General features: G+C 40.9%; 13 protein-coding genes. 5 read left to right on the top strand and 8 right to left on the bottom strand.

Annotation, left to right across the window (positions count from 1 at the left end):
* Positions 1 to 17 precede the first annotated feature (17 nt).
* The gene (locus tag BMW98_RS10065; RefSeq protein WP_090258460.1) at positions 18 to 1205 is read right to left on the bottom strand and encodes a PqqD family protein; all 1188 of its coding nucleotides are present in this window, start codon (positions 1203 to 1205) and stop codon (positions 18 to 20) included.
* Positions 1206 to 1544: 339 nt separating this feature from the next.
* Between BMW98_RS10065 and BMW98_RS10070 the strand changes: the two genes are divergently transcribed.
* Positions 1545 to 4283 (top strand): alpha/beta hydrolase family protein, encoded by a 2739-nt coding sequence (locus BMW98_RS10070; RefSeq protein ID WP_090258461.1) that lies wholly within the window; start codon positions 1545 to 1547, stop codon positions 4281 to 4283.
* A gap of 153 nt (positions 4284 to 4436) precedes the next feature.
* Here the strand turns inward: BMW98_RS10070 and BMW98_RS10075 are convergent, their stop codons facing one another.
* The 7 genes from BMW98_RS10075 to BMW98_RS10105 form a co-directional block, all read right to left on the bottom strand.
* Positions 4437 to 5039 (bottom strand): response regulator transcription factor, encoded by a 603-nt coding sequence (locus BMW98_RS10075; protein ID WP_090258462.1) that lies wholly within the window; start codon positions 5037 to 5039, stop codon positions 4437 to 4439.
* Positions 5008 to 5811 (bottom strand): sensor histidine kinase, encoded by an 804-nt coding sequence (locus tag BMW98_RS10080; RefSeq protein WP_090258463.1) that lies wholly within the window; start codon positions 5809 to 5811, stop codon positions 5008 to 5010. Before BMW98_RS10080 ends, BMW98_RS10075 begins: the two co-directional genes overlap by 32 nt.
* 56 nt (positions 5812 to 5867) lie before the next feature.
* Entirely contained in the window at positions 5868 to 6386 is a 519-nt protein-coding gene (locus BMW98_RS10085; RefSeq protein WP_090258464.1) for a hypothetical protein, read from the bottom strand.
* A 152-nt stretch (positions 6387 to 6538) separates the two neighbouring features.
* Positions 6539 to 7177 carry a hypothetical protein gene (locus BMW98_RS10090; protein WP_147407718.1) on the bottom strand — a complete coding sequence of 213 codons (639 nt, stop codon included), beginning with the start codon at positions 7175 to 7177 and terminating at the stop codon, positions 6539 to 6541.
* A gap of 2 nt (positions 7178 to 7179) precedes the next feature.
* Positions 7180 to 7683, bottom strand: a complete 504-nt coding sequence (locus BMW98_RS10095; protein ID WP_090258466.1) for a hypothetical protein — start codon at positions 7681 to 7683, stop codon at positions 7180 to 7182.
* Positions 7684 to 7920: 237 nt separating this feature from the next.
* Entirely contained in the window at positions 7921 to 8511 is a 591-nt protein-coding gene (locus BMW98_RS10100) for a hypothetical protein (RefSeq protein WP_090258467.1), read from the bottom strand.
* A gap of 327 nt (positions 8512 to 8838) precedes the next feature.
* Positions 8839 to 9525, bottom strand: coding sequence for a tetratricopeptide repeat protein (locus BMW98_RS10105; RefSeq protein ID WP_090258468.1), 687 nt, complete (start codon positions 9523 to 9525; stop codon positions 8839 to 8841).
* 86 nt (positions 9526 to 9611) lie between these two features.
* Here BMW98_RS10105 and holA point away from each other — a divergent pair, with 86 nt between their 5' ends.
* The 4 genes from holA (at position 9612) to BMW98_RS10125 (ending at position 16349) form a co-directional block, all read left to right on the top strand.
* Positions 9612 to 10634: a DNA polymerase III subunit delta gene (holA, locus tag BMW98_RS10110; RefSeq protein ID WP_090258469.1), complete on the top strand. Its 1023-nt coding sequence runs from the start codon at positions 9612 to 9614 to the stop codon at positions 10632 to 10634.
* Positions 10635 to 10698: 64 nt separating this feature from the next.
* On the top strand, positions 10699 to 13761 hold the full coding sequence (locus BMW98_RS10115) for a tetratricopeptide repeat protein (RefSeq protein WP_090258470.1): 3063 nt from the start codon (positions 10699 to 10701) through the stop codon (positions 13759 to 13761).
* Positions 13761 to 15422: a porin family protein gene (locus tag BMW98_RS10120; protein ID WP_090258471.1), complete on the top strand. Its 1662-nt coding sequence runs from the start codon at positions 13761 to 13763 to the stop codon at positions 15420 to 15422. The genes BMW98_RS10115 and BMW98_RS10120 overlap by 1 nt, the downstream gene beginning before the upstream one ends.
* Positions 15423 to 15497: 75 nt before the next feature.
* Entirely contained in the window at positions 15498 to 16349 is an 852-nt protein-coding gene (locus tag BMW98_RS10125; RefSeq protein ID WP_090258472.1) for a hypothetical protein, read from the top strand.

Raw genomic sequence — 16349 nt, forward strand, 5'->3', positions numbered from 1 at the left:
ATCAATTCAATGTTTAGTTACTTAATAGAGTCTTTCCCTTTTTTAACCTTTGCGGCCTCTAAATTCTCTTTTTGCTTCTCTAATTGTGGCTGCCAAGTGTCTAAAAACTTTGGTCTTACATTTGCCATCTTCTCTTGTAATTCGCTTAAGGAAGGCTGTGAATTTCTGGTGTAACGAGAAATTGTTCCATCTGCATTTCTAACATCTATTACCTGAGTTCTGGCAGTAGTAGCATTATCTGGATTCCAGGTATCCGAGAACCTTATCATGTTTCTGCCTATATTATTTGGGTTTATATTGGCATTGGGGTTCCAGGTATCGCCAAATGCATGTCTTCCTACATTAGCATAGTTAGCGTCAGGGTTCCATGTGTCTGAAAACCTAGGAGCAACAGTATTTCTAGCATATGGGTTTACTGTGTTCGGATTCCATGTGTCGGAGAATGCAGCGGCAGACTGAGGCACTCTGCCAGCTGTGGGGTTCCAAGTGTCTACAAAAGCTGCGGGGTTGTTAGGTCGGTATGCAGGGTGCATCCCAGTATCGGGGTTCCATGTGTCAGAGAAGGCTGGTGAAACTGTAGGACGCGCATGTGGGCTAATCGTGTCAGGATTCCAAGTATCAGAAAAAGCAGCTACAGGATTTTGGAATGAAGTAAAAGGTGCTCTACCTGTGTCTGGGTTCCATGTATCGGAAAATGCTGCCGGAGCATTTCTACCCAAGTTATTGCTGTTAATCGGTCCCCAAGTATCCAGGAAGTATCTTTTAGGGTTTACATACTCCTTTTTTAAATCGTCCATAGAATACCCTGTTATCATAGGAGGTAGATATTCCATTGGCAGGCTTGTCATTTGCAATTCTGTTATGGCCAAGTCTTCTGGTATGTCAGAATCCTTAGGTTCAAATGCTTCAATTAGCTCTAGGTCCTCAAAGAACTTAACTGTTTTAAGGAGGTCGGATTTGATTCTTTCAGCACTTATAGAGGTTCTTCCATACGCGATTTGAATGTTCAATACAATCTCATCGTGTGGTTTACCTGTAGATAAATACTGTAGGATTAAACTTGCAGTTGGATTCATCATAAATACAATCTTTTCTTTCAGATCGTATATTCCGAAGTCAAGGCCAAACTGCCTTTGCTGTAGGTCATCACGAAGTTTAAAACACTTCGACTCTTCTTTTTTCGATGTTTGTTGTTTTTTTGCCATGATATAATGTCTTGTTGAATAGTTATATAATATAGGTATATTATTATGTTTTGTATAGTGTAAATGACTAAGTATAAGTCTATTACTGTAAAAATACCTATATGTGGGTATGCAGATTCAGGCTTTGAGCGAAATGGATTACCGGTTTTTTGGTTTTACAATTGGCTAGCCTAAGGCTATAAAAAGCCAATAGAAAAGAGGGGCATTTGGAGTGTTTAGTTGAATGCTTGAGCTATTTCTTGACCATTTAAACACAGATTTCCACACCAGTATAATTGCACCCTAGACACCGGCTAATAGCTGTATATTTAAAACACTGAGATTTTAAATACATCAGCTATGCAAAAAATTACCTCAAAACAATTTTTTACACTTCTTCTAGCGCTGTTGTGCATTGGCCAACTCGCAAGGGGGCAAGAGAAAAAGCCACTCACTTTGGCAGATTATGGCCAATGGAATAGTATAAGAAATACAGCCATTTCGCCTAATGGCGAATGGATGACCTACTCATATGTACCTAACGATGGAGACTCCAAACTATATGTTCGAAAAATTGATGGAGATACAGTTAGCAGTGCTGTCAACGGAAAACGTGTTTCATTTTCTGACGATAACCTATGGGTAGCATACCTGAAAGATTTACCTGAAAAAGAAGCTGAAAAGCTCAAAAAACAAGGCAAACCCGCAACCAGCACTTTTGAACTTTATAACCTGAATGCAAAGTCGGTTCAACAAATTGAGAATGTAAAGACTTTCGGTTTCTCAAATACATCTAATTATGTGGCCATTCACAAAAATGCTGCAGACAGAAAAGCAGAACATGGTGGAAGTGATCTGATTCTAAAAGACTTAAAGGGAAACAATACACTGAACATCGGTAATGTTTCAAGCTTTGCTTTTAACGAAACAGGCAGTTTGTTTGCCTATTTGGTAGATGCTGACGGCAGAGCGGGAAATGGCCTTTTTGTAGTTGACTTGAATGGCCTTCGTACATTCCCTGTACATGCTGGAGATTACACCTACAGCCAGTTATCATGGAATGAAGCTGGTGATGGACTTGCGGTGCTTTTTGGCACTAAACCAGAAGGTAAAGTGCAAAGGGAAAACACACTTGCTTGGGCTAATGGCTTGGCTAGTGGTATGAGTGCAACACCGAGTTTAAAAACCTTTTCATCCACTAATGGCAACGGTTTTCCAGAAAACCATGTGATAAGCGAATACAGCAGCTTGAGCTGGAATGATGCCGGATCACAAATCTTTTTTGGCATAAAAGAGCAAGATGATGAAGCGAAGAAAGAAGATGAGTTAAAAGCTAATGTAGATGTTTGGCACTGGAAGGATGATGAAGTTCAGTCACGTCAAATTGTAATGGCTGGCCGCGATAGAAGAGCAACATTTACGTCAGTATTGAATTTAGAAAATGGCAAGTTTGTACAGCTGCAAACGGAGGATATGTCATTTGTTCGCACCAGCGATAGATCTAAATGGGCAGTGGCCTCTGTAGATAAAGACTATCGTGCAATCCGCAATCAACCGTCAGGCTATGCCGATTTGTATGCCATTAATACCACTTCTGGTGCAAAGCAACTAATAGCTAAAAATGTTTATCACGACTTGGGTGTTGACCCAATGGGACGATATGCCGCCTATACCAAGGACACACAGGTTCAGCTTTATCACTTCGATTCGGGTAAAACAACCAATATTAATGCAAATTCTGATGTTGACTTTGAGAATCTGGAGTTCGATTATCCGGTGGAACGACCAGTATATGGAATTGCGGGTTGGTCCAAAGATGGCAATTGGGTTTTCATGAATCATAAATATGATATTTATGCATTTTCGATGAATTCTAACGAGGTGATTAACCTTACCCAAGGCATGGGCGATGAAAACGAAATCCGTTTCAGATTGACACGCCTTGACCCTGAAGCAGACACCTACGATACTTCAAAACCGCTGTTAATGAGTGCTTATGGTGAGTGGACCAAGCAATCTGGTTATTATGAAGTGACTGTTGGTAAGAAGCCAAAGGCACTTCATTTTATAGATAAAATGGTTGGCAGACCTACAAAGGCCAAAGATGCCAACGTGATCATGTACACCGAACAAACCTTTGAGGAATTTCCGGATTTGTGGGTGGCTAGTACTGACTTTAAGAAGCCAAAGAAAATCACCAATGCCAATCCGCAACAGGCGGAATACAAATGGGGTAGAAGGGTACTGGTAGATTATACCGATAAGCGCGGTCATAAATTGCAGGCCACATTAGCATTGCCGGCCGATTATGAAGAAGGCAAAAAGTATCCGATGGTGATTTATTTCTATGAGAAAATGTCTCAGAGGCATCACCAGTATTCTATGCCAACTTATGACGATAGGCCACATATGTCTACCTATGCCAGCAACGGTTATTTAGTGTTAATGCCAGATATTGTTTACGATATGGGGAAACCGGGCAGTTCAGCATTAGATGATGTAACAAGTGCGGCTAAAGCGGTGATTGAGCTAGGTTATGCAGACCCACAGCGAATTGGTTTACAGGGACATAGCTGGGGTGGTTATGAGTCTTCTTTTATACTCACACAAACCGACATGTTTGCGTGCGTAGTAACGGGTGCGCCACTTACCAACCTAATTTCAATGTACAATGTGGCATATAAGCGCAGTGGAAATCTTAATGGGCCAATTATAGAATGGTCGCAGGGTAGAATGGGTGTGAGCCCGTGGGACGATATGGAGCTATACAGAAGCCAATCGCCTATTCATCATGCGGAGAAGATCAATACGCCATTCTTGATTTTACATGGTACTGCCGATGGTGCTGTAGATTGGAATCAAGGGTTGGAGTACTACCAAACGGCGCGTAGGTTGGGCAAAGAAGTGATCTTACTATCGTATCCAGATGAACCACATCACCTTACGAAAGAAGCCAATCAAAAGGACTTTCAGATTAGAATGAAGCAGTACTTTGATCATTATTTAATGGATGCGGACGCACCGGTTTGGCTAAGCAATGGCGTAAGTAATTTGGACAAAAAACGCGTTAAGCCAGAAGATATGGGCGAGGGTAAATAAGCTTAATTTAATCCCAAATAATAAATAGCATTAGGCCTCATGAAAGTGAGGCCTTTTTCTGTGGTAAACTTAACATCTTTAAACCTATGGACTGAATGGAAAGTATTCTTGAGACTTTAAAACGTATACCCTGAACACAGGCCCTATTTCTAACTAAATCAACTGATTATTGATAGCGTAGGCAATTAGGTCTGGCGTACTGTTTTGGCCTGTTTTGCGTAGGATGTTTTTGCGGTGGGTTTTTACAGTATGTATAGAAATGAACAATTTCTCGGCAATATCATCGCTAGTAAGGCCTTCCGCCAAAAGTTGAATAATCTCAACCTCGCGTTTGCCCAAAACTTCAGAGGTGTGTTCATCTTCAGGGAAATCATCAAAGTGCTTTCCGTTGTTCATTATGCGATGAATGGCCGTGCTTAACTGCTTGCCTGTATTATTCTTAAGCATACAGCCATCTACAATTTTGGCCACTTCCTGAATGAATGTTTTTTGAGAGTACTGCGTAAGAATAATGATCTTCAGCTCAGGGTAGTCCTTTCTAAGTTGTTTGGCACATGTAATGCCATCCATTTCAGGCATGTTAATGTCCATGATTACCAAATCTACTTGGTGCTGTTTGAGTAGGTTAATTACTTGTGCACCATTTTCTGCAGTACAAACCACCTCAAAAATAGGATCACTAGAGAGTAAAAACTCTAGCCCATCTAAAACAATGCGATGGTCATCAGCTAGTAACAACTTGTATGTGTTCCCCATATGGTATGTGTATTCTAAATAAAGAGCCTCTAGAAGGTGAAGATATGGCTAATTTTCCATTATAGGGTTGTATTCTGGTCTCAATTCCGTTTAAACCAAGGCCTTTTTTTACTTTTTCGGGGTCGAAACCGATTCCATCATCAGAATATTCTAATACAAGCTGTTCGTCAGCCTGTTCAACTTTAAAGTTGAGTGTTTTTGCTTTGCTATGTTTTAAGCTGTTGTTTACCAACTCTTGGCACACACGGTAAAGGTTAATAGCCAACTCGGTAGACATGGGGATGTCTTGCGGGTAGTCTAAATTAAAATTCACTTGACTGGTGCCACCAACGGTTTCCTTTAAATCGGTGAGTGCGCTTTTTAGGCCGAAGTGCTGTAACACACCAGAGTGTAATTGATGAGAAACTTTGCGCGTTTCTTTAGCAGCCAAGTTGGCTACTTCCGATATTTTTTCTGCAATCCTTTCCTTGTCAGGTCTATCACTTGTAAGCGAATCTGCATACATGGTTAGTGTGACCATTATACTGCCCAAGTTATCGTGAATATCGGCAGCTATGCGTTTGCGTTCTTCGTCTTGCGCCTGCATTATGTCATAAGCTGCGGTTAACTCGCGCTCTTTCAGCTGATCGTTTACTGCTTGAAACTCCAGCTTTTTCTTAATGAGCTTACGCTGGTACAGGTAAATAAATATGGCGATACTAGCTGCCATAAGCAACATAGCCATAGTACCGCCATACAATATTATTTGGTTATAGTTTTGGGCGCTTTCCATAAAACCCGAATTAATTCACGGGTTAAATTAGCTAGGGATTAGTTAAATTCACAAACCTAACCTTCTCCTTCTTCGGGGCAGAATGGTGGACATGGTTTAGAGTTATTCAAAATAATAGTGCTGTCACTTTCTGATAGTATTTCAGCATCAAAACCGGATTTATTTAAATTAGTAGAGCCATAAAAATCCTCACCGGTGCTTTGTAAATAAGGCATAAAGAACACATCGTTTCTTTCACCAGTGGCAGAGCCATCTGTTTTGCGCGCCATATAAATTCTAACCCCGCCAATAGGGTCATCGGTAGAGTTATTATATTCGTTAATGGCATTCACCAGTTGTTCTAATTTGTCAATGCCAAAGCCAAATGCATATGCTTCTTCATCTGGGTTCCATTTAAGACCATTTTTTGCTTCTAGCTCTTCGCGGTAATTAAAATAAGCCTGTAGTTTTTCATAAGCTTTCCTTTCACTTATAAACTCGCCTGGTCCAGCAGATACTTCACTAAAAAATCCGTTTGAGCTGGCTTTAACCGCAAGTGGGGTTTCATCAGTAGTTCGACTTTCGCAAGCTATCACAGTTGCAATAAGGGCGATACACAGCAGTACAGATAATCTTTTGAAAAATTGTTTGTCTCTTTTTATAGTTTGATTGTGTTTTTTTATAAAAATAATAATTGGAGTGAAAACACAAGCGCCATTGAAATAATAAAACCAATAAATAAAATGCTTTATTTATTGCCTAATGCTGGCGCTTTCCATAATGCAAATGCAATAATAAAATTAGTGGCAATATTAATGGTTACAAATACCACCCAGCCTTCGAAAGTTGCTCTATCTGTTAAAATCTGCTGTGACAACAAGTAGGAAAAGAATGATCCTGTACCATTAAAAAAGAAAGCACACGCGATCCAAAAGGTTACACTGTCCTCAATAAATATCTCTGTTTCATTTTTATATAGATTATAGAAGTAATGAAAGCCCAATCCTATGCCAATGATTGTTCCCAACATATTTCCATAGAATGAGTGCTTTATTGTAAAGCCTTCTAAAAGAATTGTGATAAGTACAACACTAGCAAATGTGAGGGATGGTATGTTCCATTTCTTACTAGACAAACTATAATAGAAAGCTGTAACAGTGAAAATCTTTATAACCTGCCACGAGTTAATTGTAATCAAATTGTGCAAATTGAATAATGTATTCAACATGCTACTTGTTACGTCAATTACCAATGAACCCAAAACATAAAAAAATGCCCACTTAATAATTGCCGTATTAAACGACCTACGGTACAGGCCGATTAATACGGCAGGCAATCCGCTAAAGACACTGGTGTATCCCAATATATCTATTAGAGATATCTCCACAATCAGCCTTCATCGTCAGTGTCAGGGTCGTTACAATATGGTGGGCATGGTAATGAACCATTCAGTAACATGCCATCATCGTCATCTTCCTCGCCATCATCTGTGCCGTCATTTTCAAAGCTGCTTTTCATTAATGTAGCGGTGGCAGTATCTGGAGCGTCATCATGGTGTTGGTCAACTGGAATGTAATTTTTGCCTGTTTTTGCTAAGTATGGTACAATTACTACATCTGGTCCTACGGCTACACCTTTGTTGCTGCGGGCAGAAACTACCCTAATACCACCAATTGGGTTGTCTGGGTTGTTGGCATTGTATTTCTCAATTTTGGCCATAAGCTCTTGTACTTTATCTAAGCCAAAAGCAAAAGCATAATAGTCCTTTTTTGGGCTCCACTTTGTGCCATTCTTCTTGTTCTCTTTTTCCTGATGGTCGAAGAAAGCATTGATCTGCTGAATGGCTTTCTTCTGGCTAATAAACGCACCAGGTCCTTTCGATTTTTTGGTCATTTTAATGATTGTTTAAGATGGTTGAAAAATATTTGAAGTTGAGCTCTGGTAATATTATTCTAAATCAATTCTAACAATTGCTTGCAGCGAATTTCCTTTTTTGAAATGGGATTTGGGAGGAGATAAGTAAATCTCTATCATCCCAAACGCTATAGATCACTCGTGTACTTTGAGGGGTAATCGTGCAAACATCTTTTAATTATGTGTGTCATCAAATTCTTTTTATAGTACGCTTAATTAGTTTTCCTCCTTAATAGGTGTAATCATAATATGTGCGCGGTACTTACCAGGAAACATGATCCACGGATGTCCTTTGGCGTTTGGCTTTGATGGCAAACCAGTGGTTTCCGGAGTGGCTAGTGGGGTATACACCACATACCTAAAATGTCCGCCCTCAAGCGCATCGGTTTCTTGGTTGTACTTGGCTTCAAGCCCAAAGTAAATGTTTAGGGTAGAACCATAGTTGGGTTTCTGAAGCTTGCCCTCCATCATCTCTTGCTCTCTAATTTGTAGCACCTCTCCGTGGTTTTTACCTTCAGCGCGCAATTCGCGACCGCGTGCCATAAACGGCTCCACATCTTTTGGGTAGCAAACTACTTCAAACCCATCTTGATTTGGGTTATCGGCCCGAACAATAAAGTTATTGGTGCCTTCGCGAAGGGTAATCATTTCGCCTTGTTCGTTGTAACCATATACATGAGCACCAGCTCTGGCCTCAGCCGGAGCGGCCAATAGTGCAGCTTTAATCTGGTTTTCTTTGTCGTTCTGTGCGTTGGCACAGCTCATACTACTAATTATTAATAGCAGTGCGCAAATACGTGTTTTCATAGGCTTGTCTTTTTGGTTTTTGAGTGGTTTTCGCTTCGTTATTCCAGAATTTTTCTTTCTATTTTTTCAAGAAAGAAAAATATCCGGAATCTCTATTTGTTCATCTAAGAATAAGGTTAGGCGACTTATTCAGTCTTTTTGCCAAACACAGTTATTTTGGCTTTCCTAATGCTATTTCTTTATGGTTTTTAGTTCATTCCCCCAACCCTAAAGGGTGATAAGGCAAGTTCTATCACCCTTTAGGGTTGAGGCTAAACTCCGTTAGTTTTTTTAAGGCAAAAACTAATTTCTCACTCAAATTAGAAACTCACCCGACAGTATGAAAGCCTATTTTTTGTTTTTCTTTAAAAGGTTAGTGCTAAAGGTTACAAAGTCCTTAAAGCCTTCTTTGGTGAAAATTGATTTGATTATGGTAGCTCTTGTAAGTGGTTTTTCTTCAGCTGCTATTGGTGGGAGAGTTGTATCGGGCTGAGCCTCTTGGTTTTGCTCTGGCTTATAACCGATAAGTTCATTGCTTTTGTCAAAGCTTTGGTTGGCTTTTTCCTTTCTACCCAACTTCTCTTCAATAATTCCCCTGTTGTTTAGTGCTATGGCATCTTCTGGGTCAAGGGCAATGGCTTGGTCGTAATCGGCAATGGCACCTTCCAAATCACCAATTCTATCTTTGAAAAACGCCCTTGAGGAGTATCGGTAAGGGTTTTTCGGTTCCAGCTTTAAAGCCATTTCGAATTGAGCCTCGGCTGCATCGTTCTGATTGTTCAGGTGTAGCGCCACTGCGTAATCGCCAATAAAGCTTGGGTTTTGGGGCTGAATTTTTACAAGTTGCTCGAAATCGGAGAGGGCATCTTCAAGCCTTCCAACCCTCGAAAGTGCGCGGCCTCGATTGTACAAAGCTTCAATATTAGCCACATCATTGGCCAATGCCTGATCAAAATATTTTACTCCTTCTTCAAACTTCGCATCGCTGCAGGCAGCTATTCCTTTGGCGATCAATTCTTTCACTAAATCCGTCATGCTGCCGCAAATATAATAGGTCAAAAAAGTCTTTATCTAACTGAATTGAAAATTGATTGGAGTACGTATATTTGACCACAAGTCCTATGAGTTTACATCCAGATCAGGTCTTGCGAGAAATTAAGTCCGGAAAGTACCAGTCCGTGTATTTTCTGCAGGGCGAAGAACCTTTCTATATCGATCAAATCGTTGATTTTATTGAGGATAATTGTATTCCTGAAGCCGAAAAGGGTTTTAACCAAACCATTATGTATGGTAAGGATGTAACCATGGCGCAGGTAATTACGAATGCCCGCAGATTTCCGATGATGGCCGAACGTCAAGTGGTAATTGTAAAAGAAGCCAAAGACATTCAGGACATAAATAAGGAAGAAGGGCAAAAGCTACTGATGGACTATTTGGAAAAGCCAGTGCCTTCTACTGTTTTGGTCTTTGGCCACAAACACAAAAAAGTAGACGGAAGAAAGCCACTTTCTAAAGCGCTTAGCAAGCATGCCACACTTATTACCACCGCCAAACTGCGCGAGCACGAAGTGCCAGGATGGATTGAGCAATACGTAAAAGGCAAGGGCATTGCAATTGGTTATGAGTCGGTGCAGTTGCTTACCGAATACCTAGGTAATAACCTGGAGCGATTAAGTAACGAGATAAGCAAGATTACCATCAACCTGAAAAAAGGAGAGGAAATTACACCTCAGCTTATTCAAAAATATGTGGGCATTAATAAAGACTACAATGTTTTTGAATTACAAAAAGCCATTAGTCAGGGTAATGTGCTCAAGGCAAATCAGATTGTGAATTACTTTGCGGCCAACATTAAAGCCAACCCAATAATACCTACCATTGCCGTACTTTTTTCGTACTACAGCAAGTTGTTGTTGGTGCATGGAACTAAAGACAAAAGTGATGGTGGCTTAGCCAGAGCGCTAAAATTACCACCCTTTGTGGTGAAAGAATATAAGATGGCTGCCAATCGCTATTCTCTCGGGAAGGTGATTCAGTGCATTGCCGTTTTACGCGATGCCGACCTAAAATCTAAGGGAGTTGAGTCGGGCAGTATGTCGCAAGAAGACTTGTTAAAAGAAATGGTTTTTAAGTTGATGCATTGATCAACAAAGCCAAACAATATTTAAATGCAAAAGGAGTTTACCATTTAAGTGAACCAAACACCAGATGAAGAAATACATTTTTTCGATTGCTATTTTGTTCACTGCGCTAGGGTCATTAGTAGCTCAAAATACTTTTCAGCAAGAAGATGAAAACCGCCTTTTTAGGTTCGGTTTAGAACTGCTTGACAAGCAAAAGTACAGTGCTGCCAGAGAGCAGTTTGAGCGATTCCTGGACAGTGGCACCGATAAAGTAAAAATGACCGAGGCCGAATACTACGTAGCATTCTGCGCCTTGAATTTAGATAATGCCGATGGCCCCGACTTGATCGCCAAGTTTGTGGACAAGCACCCTAATAACCCGAAGGCCGCCAAGGCTTACTATCAGTTGGGGATTATCGCCTTTAAGTCGGCCGACTATACCAATGCCGGCAGCTACCTTAAAAAAGCCAAGTTTAGTGCCCTGAATGAGCAAGAAGTAGCGGAAGCTTACTTTAAGATTGCTTATAGTGCTTATTACTTAGGTAGTACGCAAGAGGCGGTAGAATACTTTGACCTGGCCAAAAGAGAAAATAGCGAATACTATGCAGAGGCTAATTACTACTCGGGGTACTTGGCCTATTATGAAAAGAACTATGATAAGGCCATTGTTGACCTGAAAAGGGCAGGAGAGAGCAATAAGTATAAATACCGCATTCCTGTAATGCTCACTGGTGCTTATTTTCAGCAAGGCCGTTATGGCGAAGTGTTGAGCTATGTAAACAAGTTTAAGGATGTTCAGCTAGAGCTTACACGAACCGATTATTTGTATCAGTTGTACCAAATGGCAGCAGAGTCGGCTTTTGCTTTGCAACGTTACGATGATGCCATTGATTTTTATGGCTTGTACCGTCAAACTGCGGGCGAAACTATTTCTGACCAAACCCTATACAGAATAGGCTACTCGCATTATGCAGTGGGCGATAATCGAGAAGCTATTGAGAACTTTAAGCGTGTGGCATTGCAAGAAGATACGCTTTCGCAGTATGCCTCTTACTATTTGGGTCAGCTATATGTACAAGATCAAAACTTCCTATTTGCTGCTTCTGCATTCGACCAAGCCAGCAAATTGCCTTACAACAAAGAAATACAGGAAGAGGCAAGCTTCAACTTTGCCAAAGTAAATTACAGCACACAAAAGTACTCGGTAGCCATTACCTCGCTCGATCGTTTTATTGGGCAGTTTCCTAATTCACCTTACATTCCTGAGGCGAACAACCTACTTTCAGAAGCCTTTTTAAATACCAATGACTTTTCTCGTGCGATTACCTTTATTGAGCGCATTGAAAACAAAACGCCAAGGGTAAAAGAAGCCTATCAAAAAGTTACCTTCTTTAAAGGAACAGAGCATTTCAATGCTGGTCAGTACGATCAGGCGGTTAAGCTTTTCGACAAATCTTTGACCTACACAACGGACAGAGACATTCAAACGGCATCGCTTTTCTGGAAGGCCGAAGCACTGGCAACCATGCGCCAATATGATAGAGCGAAGCAGGCTTATCAGCGCGTGTTCCAAACCAGAAATCGAGAGTCGGAGTACTACACCAAAGCCAATTATGGATTGGGTTATGCGTACTATAATACAAGGGACTATCAGAATGCGCGCATCTACTTTAAGCGTTATGTTGATGTTTTAGAGTCAGCTCAGAATCGCATGAACTATGACGATGCAATTCTCAGATTAGCAGACTGTTATTATGTAGATAAAGAGTATGCTACGGCCATTGCTTATTACGATCGGGCTATTCAGAACAACAACCCGAATGTTGATTATGCATACTTTCAAAAGGGTGTGGTGAGAGACTTTCAAGAGCGCAGCGAAGAGGCCATAAAAGAGTTAGAAGTGGTAATCAATCGCTACTCAAACTCTATCTATTATGACGATGCCATTTATAAGAAGGCACAAATTCAGCTTGAGAATAAAGACTATCGTGAGTCGATTGTTGGTTTTACCAGAATAATAGAAAATCAGAAACAGAGCCTTTTCATTCCTTATGCTTATGAGAGCAGAGCTTTGGCCTATTTCAACTTAAAGGAATTGGATAGAGCAGAGGCTGATTATAAAACCATTCTGGATAATTATGTGACCAGTCGCGTAGCAAATAGTGCTTTGCTTGGTTTGCAGAATACATTGAAATTGAATGAAAAGGTTTTAGAATTCGATCAGTACTTGAGCAAATATAAAAGCGCAAACCCTGAAAACGAGGCACTTGAGAACATTGAACTGGAGTCTGCCAAAAACCTCTACTTTAGTCAGGAATACGAAGCAGCCATTGGTGCTTTTGCCGCCTACGAGCGCAATTATCCTGAAAGCCCACTAAGGCATCAGGCTAAATTCTATCGTGCCGAATCAATGTTCAGACTTAACCAGGTAGATCAAGCACTTGCTTTGTACTACGAACTGGACAGAGAGTCGCAAATCAACGATATGGATGTGGTGTTCCAGCGCATTGGTCAGTTGCAATTAAGAAAAGGTGACTTTACCGAAGCGGCTAATTACTTCACAAAGCTAGAGTCTATTTCGCGAAGCAAACGCCAAGAAAACGATGCTTGGGCAGGTTTGTTGGAAGCTTACTTTAAGCTAAGCGATTTTGAGAAGATGCGTGTTTACGCAAACAACATTATCGAGAAGGGCAACGTGTCTGCCGATGCAACCAACAAAGCGCAGTTGTATTTAGCTAAAGCATCCATTGCCGAGGGGAATTTCCAAGGAGCAATTGACGAGCTGTTGACCACGGTAAACACCTCTACCGATGTGTATGGGGCAGAAGCACAATACTTGCTAGGGGAGATTTTCTACAAGCAAACCCAATATCAGCAGTCGCTAAACACGCTTTTCGACTTTAACGATAAGTATTCTGGCTATGACCAATGGTTAGGAAAAGCCTTCCTATTAATAGCGGATAATTACATTGCGCTGAATGAGCTATTCCAGGCCAAAGCAACAGTAAATAGTATTATCGAATATTCCGAAGTGGAAGATGTGGTGACACAGGCCAAAGCCAAACTGGTGGAAATTGAAAGGTTAGAAGAAATGCAAAAGCAACAAGAAGTTGCAGATACTACACAAATAAAAGGAGGGAACGAGTAATGAAAAGGTTATTGACACTTACCGCATTCGGCTTGTTCGCTCTAACGAGTTTACAGGCTCAAACAGGCCAGCAGGGGCAACAAGGTCAACAGCAGATAGAAGAAGCTGAGATTGTTATCCGTAAGGATAGAAAGATTGTTCTGCCACCGGCCACACGTAACTTTGAAAAGATACCGCAGCTGCCAAAGTCGACTGGTGAAAGCTCGCAACGCTTTGAGTTTAAGCGATACAATTTCGAGCTCGATCCGTTTATGCCCACTTTTCAGGCAGTGCAATATGCCGGAGAAACTGGCTTTAAAGAACTTAAGAGCAACTATATAAAGGCCGGTTTTGGAAATTACGTTACCCCTTATGTAGAAGCTTACATAGGTTCTAAGAGAAGGAGAAATTACCTCTATAACTTTTATGTAAGGCATTATTCTTCGCAAAAAGGGCCTGTGGCTGATGAGAACTCGGGTAATGGTAGTACAGAAGCTGCTGTTAGTGCGAAGTTCTACGATGGTACCAATACTATTTCTGGCTCTTTATTGTATCAGCGCAGAAACGTGCACTTCTATGGTTATAACCCTGTGCTGGATTACAATCCTGAAGATATCGAGCAAATATTCAATAAGTTCTCTGCCATACTGGATGTAAGAAGAACGGTTAGTCACAATAAGTACGACTACCATTTTAAAACTGATTGGGGTTTTATGAAAGACCTTTTTGAGTCCCGTGAGAGTAAGTTCTTCTTCGATACTGGCTTTGAATACAACTTTACTGATGAGTTTAAATTCGATGTTGACTTGCTAGGAACCCTCTCGAAGCGTAAGCAGGTTGATGAGACAGACTTTAGCCGAAACTATGTGAATATTATGCCGCGTTTGGTGTACACAACTGATGCAATTGGTTTAGAGGCTGGGTTCAATATTGCAGGAGATAATGATGACACTGGAGAAGGCGTAAAGCTTTATCCTGCAGTAAAAGCATCTTATAAAGTAAACTCTGGGCTTTTGGCCTATGTAGGTTACGAGGGAAGCGTGGAAATGAACACGATGGAGTCTATTCTGAAAGAGAATCCTTTTATGATGTCGGATTTTGAATTGAGGAATACGGAAAAGAAAAGCGATATTTTTGGTGGAATAGAAATGGATTTGACGGACAGGCTGCAATTGAAGTCGGGTTTTTCAATAGCTGCGCTTAACAATATGCCTTTCTTAACCAACGCACAAACAGACTCTACCAAGTTCGAAACCCTGTTTGATGGCGGCACAACCGATCGTTTGAACGTGTTTGGTGCGATTAACTTTGAGAATCCGGGCATGGTGCGTTCTTCATTACGTTTCGATTTCTTCAATTATTCATTGGCCACTTTAGCAGAGGCTTGGCACAAACCAGACTATAAAGTAGCGTTTAACAATAGCTTCTTCCCGGTTGAAAAACTGGTAGTTACAGCCGACTTGTATTACCTAGGTGGTTTGAATGCTTTGAACGGAGAAACAGATGAGGCCTATAACCTTGATGATATTTTTGACCTGAATTTGGGCGCCAGATACGACATAAGTCAACGATTTGGTGTATTTTTACAATTCAACAACCTGTTCGGGAAAGAATACCAGCGTTACCTTAATTATCCAACAAGAGGTATACAAGTGCTGGGAGGCCTTTCTGTATCATTCTAGCCGTACATTTCCGCATTTTAGTATAGTGTCGATAATTTGTTAATTTGACAGAACAATTTTCAACCTTAACGATTTATGGCTGCAAAAAAGAAAAGCGATTCTTCTAAGGAAGATGAGAACAAAAAGACGCCTGCCCGCAAAAGGGGTGGTGGTACCAGAAAAAAACAGGTAACCAAAAAAGAAGAGAAGAAAGAGGAACCTACTCAAGAAGAAACCAATGTTGATGACGATTTTGGTTTAGATGATATTGAGTTGGATGAAGAAATCACCCCTGCTGAAGAAGTAGAGGAGATAGAAACCTCTGAGCCTGAGCAGCCAAAAGTGGAAGAGCCAGCACCGGAAGAAGAAAAAGAAGCGGCACCTGTCGCCTTTGAAAGTTCTTCGGAAGACAGCGTGGTTACTCCTGTGGTTGAAGAGGCACCAATTGAAGCAACTGAGACTCCTGAAAAAACAGAAGAAGTGAAAGAAGAAAAAGAAGAAGAGAAGAAAGGCGGACTATTGTGGTTATGGATTGTGTTGATCCTTTTAATTGCTGCCGTACTGCTTTATTTCTTGGTTTTCAATAAAAAAGAAGAGCCAAAACCACAGCCAAAAAAGGTTGAACAGCCTGTGCAGCAAGAGCCGGAACGACAACCAGAACCGGAGCCAGAACCTGCACCTCAACCAACTGCAGAACTCCATACAATTTCGGCACCTGACGGACGTTTCTATGTTGTTATTGGTAGTTTCTACGATGCAGACTTGGCCGAAGATAAAGCCAATACCATTGTAGCATCTGGTAGAAGCGCCTTTTTACTTGCACCATCTGGTAACTTTAAGTTTCATAGGGTAGGTGTAGAGCCGCAAGGTTCTGCCAATGCTGCCGAAGCTGAAAAGGCTGAGCTGGTTCAAGAGTTTGGAGAAGAAATCTGGGTTGTTAAATATTAA

Origin of the sequence: Roseivirga pacifica (genome assembly GCF_900111145.1) — a bacterium.
GTDB lineage: Bacteria > Bacteroidota > Bacteroidia > Cytophagales > Cyclobacteriaceae > Roseivirga > Roseivirga pacifica.